This is a genomic window from Natrinema pallidum DSM 3751 (assembly GCF_000337615.1).
Taxonomy (GTDB): Archaea; Halobacteriota; Halobacteria; order Halobacteriales; family Natrialbaceae; genus Natrinema; species Natrinema pallidum.
Genome location: NZ_AOII01000017.1, coordinates 21,453 through 28,725, shown reverse-complemented (window position 1 = coordinate 28,725; position 7,273 = coordinate 21,453). Strand labels below are relative to the sequence as shown.

General features: G+C 55.0%; 7 protein-coding genes and 1 pseudogene. 4 read left to right on the top strand and 4 right to left on the bottom strand.

The features are described 5' to 3' along the window. The 3 genes and pseudogenes from C487_RS20020 to C487_RS21270 form a co-directional block, all read left to right on the top strand. Nucleotides 1-155 (top strand): annotated as a pseudogene (locus C487_RS20020) (IS4 family transposase); the annotation flags it as partial. Nucleotides 156-178: 23 nt separating this feature from the next. Further along, the gene (locus C487_RS01515) at nt 179-988 is read left to right on the top strand and encodes a bacterio-opsin activator domain-containing protein (protein ID WP_006183905.1); all 810 of its coding nucleotides are present in this window, start codon (nt 179-181) and stop codon (nt 986-988) included. A 334-nt stretch (nt 989-1,322) separates the two neighbouring features. Further along, nucleotides 1,323-1,553 carry a hypothetical protein gene (locus C487_RS21270; protein WP_006183904.1) on the top strand — a complete coding sequence of 77 codons (231 nt, stop codon included), beginning with the start codon at nt 1,323-1,325 and terminating at the stop codon, nt 1,551-1,553. Between the two features lie 1,257 nt (nt 1,554-2,810). Here the strand turns inward: C487_RS21270 and C487_RS01505 are convergent. Both C487_RS01505 and C487_RS19165 read right to left on the bottom strand, forming a co-directional pair. Continuing rightward, nucleotides 2,811-3,404 carry a site-specific integrase gene (locus C487_RS01505; RefSeq protein ID WP_006183903.1) on the bottom strand — a complete coding sequence of 198 codons (594 nt, stop codon included), beginning with the start codon at nt 3,402-3,404 and terminating at the stop codon, nt 2,811-2,813. A gap of 151 nt (nt 3,405-3,555) precedes the next feature. Further along, nucleotides 3,556-4,524, bottom strand: coding sequence for a hypothetical protein (locus C487_RS19165; protein ID WP_083864456.1), 969 nt, complete (start codon nt 4,522-4,524; stop codon nt 3,556-3,558). 169 nt (nt 4,525-4,693) lie between these two features. Between C487_RS19165 and C487_RS01495 the strand changes: the two genes are divergently transcribed. Then, on the top strand, nt 4,694-5,275 hold the full coding sequence (locus C487_RS01495; RefSeq protein ID WP_006183901.1) for a hypothetical protein: 582 nt from the start codon (nt 4,694-4,696) through the stop codon (nt 5,273-5,275). A 45-nt stretch (nt 5,276-5,320) separates the two neighbouring features. On the opposite strand, the gene C487_RS01490 is transcribed toward C487_RS01495, so the two are convergent. Both C487_RS01490 and C487_RS01485 read right to left on the bottom strand, forming a co-directional pair. Next, nucleotides 5,321-6,166 carry a DUF6036 family nucleotidyltransferase gene (locus C487_RS01490; RefSeq protein ID WP_006183900.1) on the bottom strand — a complete coding sequence of 282 codons (846 nt, stop codon included), beginning with the start codon at nt 6,164-6,166 and terminating at the stop codon, nt 5,321-5,323. Continuing rightward, nucleotides 6,163-7,113, bottom strand: a complete 951-nt coding sequence (locus C487_RS01485; RefSeq protein ID WP_083864454.1) for a helix-turn-helix domain-containing protein — start codon at nt 7,111-7,113, stop codon at nt 6,163-6,165. Before C487_RS01485 ends, C487_RS01490 begins: the two co-directional genes overlap by 4 nt. Nucleotides 7,114-7,273 lie beyond the last annotated feature (160 nt).

Sequence of the window (7,273 nt, the reverse complement as noted above, 5' to 3'; positions counted from 1 at the left end):
CCCAGCTCATTCTCCACGAACTCGGTGAGTTCCTCGGCTATTCACCCCCGCCGCTGCTCGACCGGCTGATCGAAGACGCTCAGAAGATCCACAAGCAACGACCAATCTTACAAGAGACGCTCGCTACCACTACACAACCGAGGTGTGAGGCTTAACTAAAGACGGATGGTACGAGGAATTGTTCTACGGTACACTTACCGTCTACAGTACGCAAACCGAGGCGTTCGACGATCGGACGAAAGACGTCCTTGAGGAATTCGGGACGTTGATCGGGTACGCCCGGAACGCGGTCGAGCAACGCAACGCTCTGTTTGGGAGCGAAATGGTTGACCTCTCCTTCGAGATCGATCTCGAGTCGGACGATGTCATCCGGTCGATCGCGTCCGAGCTTGGAACGACTGTTGAGATCCAGAACGTGAACCGGCGAAACCAGAACTCGTATCTCGTCCACTGCTCGATTCCTGACGCCGATCCCGGCGAGGTCACCGAACTGAGTGACTGCGTTGCCGGCCTCGACGCTGTTCAGCCACTTTCAAAATCCAGCAGTTCCACGTTCGAGCTGATCGTCGTGAACGAGTGCATCGCTACGGAGACAAACGATCTCGGTGCAGTCCTTCGATCGATCCAAGTCACGGAGCAAGCGTGTGATATCGTGTTTTCGGTTCCGCGTCATAGGGATCATCGGCGGTTCTCACAGCAGGTCCGAGATCAGTTTTCCGGCGTCAGTCTGACGGCCAAACGGCAATCGTCCCCCGCTGGGTCGATCTCACGGACGAGTCTGTTCGATGCTGTCCTCTCGGAGAAGCAAACAGAAGTCCTGACGGCAGCGTATCACAGCGGCTATTTCGACAAAACACGGAAGCAAACGGGAGCGGAAATCGCGGACGCCTTGGGGATCGCCCAGCCAACGTTCTCGAAACGGCTCCGGGCGGCCCAACACGATCTACTCGCGTCAGTGATCGACGGTGACCGATCCGCCGGCGAGTGACTGGTCGTGGTGTCACCACGGGGGCCTTCTAGCCAGTGGCTGCCGGCAGTGATTCGCGTTGGACGGAGAATCGACGTGTTCCGTCGATACGCCAATCCTCGGAGACCAACAGGCGGCCTCTCGAGGCGTCGCAGTATTCGTCCAAGACGCCGGTGGGACTATTGGCCTGCCGAGAGCAGTACACGATTCCACCAGAGCAGCTCTCGAGTTTACTCAGTCGGCTAGATACCTTTCAGTATGACTGGCTTGATCTTCTCGATGAGAACATCCAAGACCGAGTTGACGCTGATGAGACGCTTTTGGCGGTTATCCGAACTCCCGAACGAGCCGATGGTTGGTCGAGACCGCGGCTGATGTCCGGTGGATCGTCGTGGGAATGCAAGACTCGGATGAAGTGCCCAGTGAACGGGATGTCAAGAGTGCGCTCCAATTCCTGGGTGATCCAAGCATCGGTGTCGTCGAACAAACCGAGGAAGGATACCGGATCGTGACGAGTTACGAGAACGCCGTCCAACTTGTCCGCTCATTCGGAGAGGTCGTACAACCGCCAGAAGAAGAAAAATAGGTCGGGAACTGCCGATCAGCTCTACTCGTGGCGGTCCCCGCTACATCGTTGTCTTGGCCGTACCGACCAACTAACGACCATCCCGCCAATACCCCGACCAACTTGACTGGCTCGGGACGTTGGTGGTTCTGATCCCTTCTGAACCGTATTCAGACGTTTCAGCCGGCTAAAAGGCGGTTCTACCGACGGAAAGGACGATGGTATTCGATATCGAGAGTCGGTTTCGAGCGACGGTCGGCTATGCCCCAAGCAATTGCGGTGCCATTGGGGCAATCCCCGACTACCCCGACCCGGTCCAATAGGTAGTGGTCCTGCCCCTTCACAATCTGAATACGGCCATTTCGACCGGCGAAGATAACGGTTTAGTCGATAGAAGGGAGACGACAGCATTCGACACCAATGACGACCCTGGCCGACGTTCGGGAAGCACTGAGCAATACCGGTGCCAATGCCCCAACTCCCGACCATTTCGACCCGGTCCAATAGGTGATGGGGCACCCCTCCAAGCCGCCGAATACGTCCGTTTAACCGGTGAAAAAGACGATTCTGCCGACAGTAGGGTTTATTCGCTGGCCTGTTCATTGGTTTCTCGTTGGAGCCAGCCAGTTCTCCGACAGCGTCCGACCAATTCATCCCGATAGGTCGGGAAATATCTCTCCGAGTCCTCGGCCATTGGTACCCGTGTTCCTAAATCCGAATTTTGCCGTTCTGGCCGATCGAGATACCGGTTCTACCGATAGATTGGATTATATTCCCGTCGGGGAGTGATGCCACCCGACGATCTACTGCTCTCCCCCGACTAATTCTACCCGGCCTCAGTGATCGGGCCACTACCTATTCACTGGGAATCGATCGGTCAGCCCGGGTAGAGACACTCGTGTGATACCCGGTTCGTGCGATGGGAATTGGTAGACATCGCCGGCGAACCGGTACGTTTCTTCGGCTTGTTCCTTTGGTCGCGGTGCCGAGCCGGTAATAGGTATTCGCGGGTCCCAGTTCAGCGGGATTGTCCCCGAATACGTCGTCTATACCGACTCGATCACTACGGTGTAGCCCCTTTGGTCAAGAAAGTTCTCCCTCGGCTTCCAATAGCCGGCAAGGGCGGCGAAGTTGGACCAACTTCTGGTTGTCGACACCAACTTCCTCGAGGACCAACTTCGCACGTTGGAAGATCAGTACGATACCCCCGAGGGCGAACGTGCTCGAGAACTCGATCGACCGTTCCCAGTTGGGGGGCCAACCGAAGGAACACCTCCTCTACGTCCGCATAGCCTCTCCAATACGCGCTTCGGTCGGCTCTGCAAGGTATGGCTCGATGGCGGAGTAATCAGACCACCCGCCAATGCTCATCATGGTCCGAACGTCGACCTGGCGTTCGACGAGATGATAGGTCGCCCAGGACCGGCGGAGATCGTGCGACGAGACCGACTGCCAACGTAGGTTGTCGGTTTGCTCCGCGACGGTGTGAGCGGCCTCCTTGACCCACCGACGGATGGAGGGGGTGCTTGTGTCGACCCACGGATCAGAGAGATCGAGACCGCGCTCACGGCTGTATTTGTGAATGTCGTCGGCAACGTCGTCTGGCATCCACGCGTCGCGGGTCTTTTTTGCCCCACCTTTCGTATTCTTTCCCTGGACCTCGAAGAGCCAGATGTCGCCATCGTCGGAGTACCGCAGATTGCTATCGCTCGGATAGCTCACTTCCGACGCTCGGAGCCCGCACCGACCCATCAGTTGGATCGCTACCTCACGCTTCCACCCGCCTTCTCCAGCAGTTCGCTCCAGCCGGTCCAGCTCATCGGGAGAAAGCCAGCACTTCGTCACGTCATCGCTGTCGTCGATACGAACCATAACCGGATATCACAGCAAACCCGATTATAGATTAGGTTCTCTCGGACCAATTTCACCGATCTATGCCGTCCAACGGACGACTCGTAATCGGGTTATACAATAAAGCGATTAGAGTGCAAATACCCCGGATCTGACGCTGCTACGGTAGCCCTCACTTGTGAACCTCTGATCCCGTCCGAAAACTCGTGAGTTCATCGATACGGTCCTCCAAGTCCTCGATCTCTTGGCGCAGTTCTTGAGCTTCTTCGCCCTCTGTCGCTGCGAGTTGATCCTTGAGGCCTTGCAGGCGGGTCTCCTTGACCTCCTCATCGACCTCGGCCTTTCGAACGTACTCACTTTCGTTGATGTCGTACACGTCGCTCTCGGCCAGCTCTGTCACCTCGAGGGCGTCATCAACCTTGTCGCGGTCCACTCCCATGACGCGCTCAGGATCGATTCCAGCATCCTCGAGCGCCGCCAGAACGTCCTCGTCATCCTTGAGGGAACGGTTACGACGACTTGTCCGCTGGACAGAGCCGAACGGGCCATTGACAGGCCGATCGTGGTGAAGGCGATTGAGGAGGACATCAGCAACGTCTTGGCGGAAACTGTTGGCATTGCGCTGAACGTCCGAGAGAAGGGTATAGAGGTTGACCAGCACAGCTGTTTCCATGTCCTCCAACGTGGCTACATCGTGGCGTTCGAGTGCATCAACAAGCAGGAGCGCGTCAGCGTACACATCGAGGTCGGGCTCCGTCCGGTCTTCCGTTTCCGGCTCGGTCTCGGCCTCAAGCAGTTGTGTCGCTGTCGTCCCATCAGTCTCCACGATCATGCCCGCATCCTCGTCGATCTCGAAACGTGGATGGAGACTCCACACAGCCGGGTAGGGATCGGCATCTGGAGGGAGCCGGTCGAGTTGGAAACCATTTGGTGCATCGGTGATCCGTCGGTACAGCGTCTCGAACTGATCTCGCTGCAGTGGTCGCTGTTGGTCTTTATCTTCGAAGTCGACAATGACACGTTGCTCCTGTACGTCGCTGATCCGGAACCGGTTGTGCGATAGGGGTGTAACGAGTGTCGCTCCATCCGGGAGATCATCGAGTTCGTCGAGGAGCGTGTGCCAACTCACACTAAACGGCATAGTAGATGAGAGGTGGTCGGAACGCAAAACCGTACGGGATGAGTCTCAGACCAATCATCATTGTAGCCGTCGAGGATGCTAACACGCTCAGAAGACGCCCATTCCATCTTCACCTCACCGTGCCTCCAATATGACGAGTATTATGGACCAGTTGGCCCAATAGATCGATATGGAACAGCGGTGGGACGAATTTGCGGCTGACATTCGATCAGGCGATTCCGAGCAGGTTAACGAGGCGATCGACCAAATTGAGGAGTTGGATCTCGAGGAACGAGTTCAATTGTTCGAGATCTGCTTTGACGAGTTGACCACCATCTACGCCCAGAGCGATGATGGATACGTCCGACAGTCGACCGTCCGGGTTGCAGAACGACTGACGCCAGGGATCGCACTGGTGTTCGCCGTCGCTGAGAGCGACCGATCGATTGAGATTGATGTGGATACCGTTCGTGAACAGACGGACGAAATTGGTGGATTCCTGCTGGAGGCACTGACGGATGAAGACGGTCGTGTCAGGCAATCAGCCAAGCGCGGGCTGAAAGATGTGTTCAGAACCTACGATTCCCTCGAGGACGAGGAGACGATCAAGGCATTTGCCGTCAAATTAGACGAGATGGCGACGGAACACTCCGATAAACGACAAAAACACCTCCTCGAGGCGAAAGAGGACGCCGAGTTTTTCCTCCAGTCCGGCTTCGGGCGGCTTCTCGAAGGTTTCCAGAAAGAATTCGGCGACTCTCTGGAAAAGTAGGACGGTCCCTCGGTGACATTCATCATAGATCGTCAGCTCGGTATATTAGGATCGATGAAATTCGTCACGTTTCCCCGTATCTCGTATCCCGTCAGTAGTCCGTTCGACGAATCCGTATTGCTCGAGATACTCGTATCGACGTTCTATTTCTTCTTCTGATACGTCTAACGTCGACGCGAGTTCGCTGATGGGTTTTGCGGTGTCCTCGTCCAACTGCAACCGGAGTTCGTACCCGTTCATGTATCGTTGGTAGTACTCCCGAACGACATCGTCGAGGGGTGTTTGGATACCTTCGTTCTGATCGAGCCGTTCCAGCGATTCGGAGATCACTGTGACAAATTGCTCACCACCCAAGAGGTCTACCTGCCGTTCGATTTCGTCTTCGATCACATCGAAGTCGAGATCTGTCTGGACGAGTGTCGCCATGTCTCCGATATCGTCCGGACGCTCTGCAACGGCTTTGAAGAGAAAGATGTCCTCGAACGAAACGAGGCCAAGTGTGAATGGCTCGTCCGAAAGAAACGCCTCACTCCGTGCTTGCATTCCGTCGCTGAAGTACAGCTTGTTCGCGATCTGTCGATAGAAGACATCGAACTGACAGCCGGCATCGTTTCGGACGCAGTGTCGCGCACCTAACCGATCGTACTCGTCACCGAGATCAGTAACTTCCTCATAGCCGAGATCGTCAAGAACTCCCATTAGACGGCGAAGGGCCGACTCGTCTACAACGACGAGATCGATATCTTTGGTCGTGTCCTTGAGGGACGGCTCGTGAAGAGACATTGCGCCACCGCCGATGAGATATGCATCAACGTCTGTCTCGAGATGATCTGCGATTTCTTGGAGTTCGGCCTCGATATAAGTACGACCGAATCGTTCACGAGAACTCATACAGTGATCTCATAATCTCTGGCTGTTTGTTTGAACTCTTCCCATTTGGGCAGTTGCGCAGTTGTTGTGGTTCCGTCTGTCTCTAAGTATTCGATGAGTTCATCGACGATAGCGCGTAGATCGATCGTCGCTTCGGAGCGATAGTGTTCAGCACGCTCTCGCAATACCGTTCGCTCGATGTCCTGTTGTTGCATCAATAAGAGACAGTACGTTCGGTACCGGGGCCCGTCATCGATCAGCAGTGTGTGGCAGGCTAACTCTGCAGGAGTGATCTCGGAGAGTCGATCCGTCCGGAAGTAGTGTCGCCGATCTCTCGTGAGAAGCGGGATATCGAACGCTTCGAACAGGGCAGGCCCGGTCAGGTAAAATCCGTCAGCAGTAACCTCACTGTTGCAGGCGAAGAGGAATTCGTCGTGTGTTTCCCAGAGAAAGTTGAGGCCACTCGCGTGTCGCTGTGCTTCACGACGATGTTTCTGGTGGAGCAGTCCTCGAGCGATTGGGGCCAACACTGCAAACGGATCATTGAGACGATACCGGGACTTCGATTTCCCAACGACACCAACGCGCTGAAAGTCATCTAATCGACGATATATCGTGGCCTGACTAACACCACTCAGTTCGGCTAACTCGGTTGCGGTTCGCCCTTGATCGAGATAATAGAGCACGAGTAACCCAGCGCCAGCAATGAGATCGGGCAGATCCATGTGGCTATACTCCGTGAAAAGTCCCTCGAGTTGCTCGATTGGTTCGATATCCGTCGGAGATACCAACTTTTGCCGACCGCTTTGCTTGGTTTGAACGTAGCCGTAGGCTTCTAATTCGGAGACGATACGTGAGGTGTGGCCACCGCTCCAATCGAGTTGCTCAGCGAGCGTACTGATACCCACTTCTGATCCACCCCTAGATAGAAGATGTGATAATAGACGTAAGTGACTCTTTTCCACCATGTGGTCTCATATTACGCAAACAATTTATAAAACCATTTCGTGATTTGAGACGATACGAGTAAGAACCAACAAGTAGATTTTCAAACACCAATGATATCACACCTATACAACAGATAGAGGGTTTGTACTGGAAACTGCGGACACCTGAGGTGATGTCACC

Coding starts and splice junctions, on each gene's coding strand:
- C487_RS01485 (WP_083864454.1), bottom strand. CDS start 7,113: ATGGTGGAAAAGAGTCACTTACGTCTATTATCACATCTTCTATCTAGG.
- C487_RS19165 (WP_083864456.1), bottom strand. CDS start 4,524: ATGCCGTTTAGTGTGAGTTGGCACACGCTCCTCGACGAACTCGATGAT.
- C487_RS01505 (WP_006183903.1), bottom strand. CDS start 3,404: ATGGTTCGTATCGACGACAGCGATGACGTGACGAAGTGCTGGCTTTCT.
- C487_RS01495 (WP_006183901.1), top strand. CDS start 4,694: ATGGAACAGCGGTGGGACGAATTTGCGGCTGACATTCGATCAGGCGAT.
- C487_RS01490 (WP_006183900.1), bottom strand. CDS start 6,166: ATGAGTTCTCGTGAACGATTCGGTCGTACTTATATCGAGGCCGAACTC.